1 protein-coding gene is annotated in these 936 nt (G+C 52.6%); it reads left to right on the top strand.

Annotation, left to right across the window (positions count from 1 at the left end; genetic code table 11):
• Positions 1 to 890 (top strand): hypothetical protein (locus AC1DSG_RS31405; protein WP_477794328.1); only part of this gene is annotated, 890 nt, incomplete at its 5' end.
• Positions 891 to 936: the final 46 nt, after the last annotated feature.

The raw sequence follows: 936 nt of genomic DNA, 5'->3' as shown, positions 1-936 counted from the left end.
TCACTGGGGATGCCTCACCACGGTCTCAATCGGCGTGTCAAAAGGAGGATTTCATCTGGAATAACAAGATTGTGCCTTCGCTCTACGGTTCTGAACTCCCAGCGCTGACTGCGCCAAGCATCGGCGATACCTTAACCTTGGCAATGCCGAGTTTTACGGTTAAGTCGCTGACTGCGCAAGGAGATGAGCTGGAGCAAGGACGGCGCAAATTGGTGCATGCATTTGGTGCAGAGGCGCGCTTCCGGTTTGTGGCGAACCGTGCAGTGGCGAGTCGCTATACCGGCATCTTCCAAAGCGGCAGCGACTGCGTGATTGGTCGTCTTTCGTTGGCGACTAAGCCGACGGATACCCACTCTGTGCCGGCCTTGGCTTTGAAGTTTTTCATTGACGGTAATCACCCGTCGGTCAATTTACAGGTTATGAATTCCATCGATGGCCAAGAGGGATACAATTTCTTCGAGAATACTTTCAGCAACATCATTCCACCCGCAGGCTCTTTTTCGACGCGCTTACTCGCCGGTTTCTTTGAACGGGCAGCCATACGTTTTGGGGCTAGAGATTCAGATCCCGGTCACTTGACCGTTGAGCATCTGGCCGATATTAACGTCGATGGCTCTAAAGTGGCTGCGCCAAGGGCGCCTTACCAACTTTTTTTTAAGCCGCGGCCGGCAGCAGCTGCTCGCTTCAACGGGGTGACAATGCAGGATGACTTTCGGATACGGTTGACTGACTTCCCTGTCGGAGAGGTGCTGTACGACGTTTACGCCTTGGATAAAGGCGAGACGGTCGAGCAGGCTAAACTTTTAGGCCAACTGGTTCTAAATTCCAAGATCGTGGCGTCTCGGTATGGCGACGAAAAGCTCTACTTTCAACACAATATGCAAAGATAATTCCGCCGTTGGCTAACGGCAGCTTTGGGTCCAGGCTGTGTGAAAA

This window comes from Pseudomonas sp. P5_A12 (assembly GCF_056400685.1).
The sequence above is the reverse complement of the archived record's forward strand: the minus strand, read 5'-3'. Positions and strand labels throughout refer to the sequence as shown.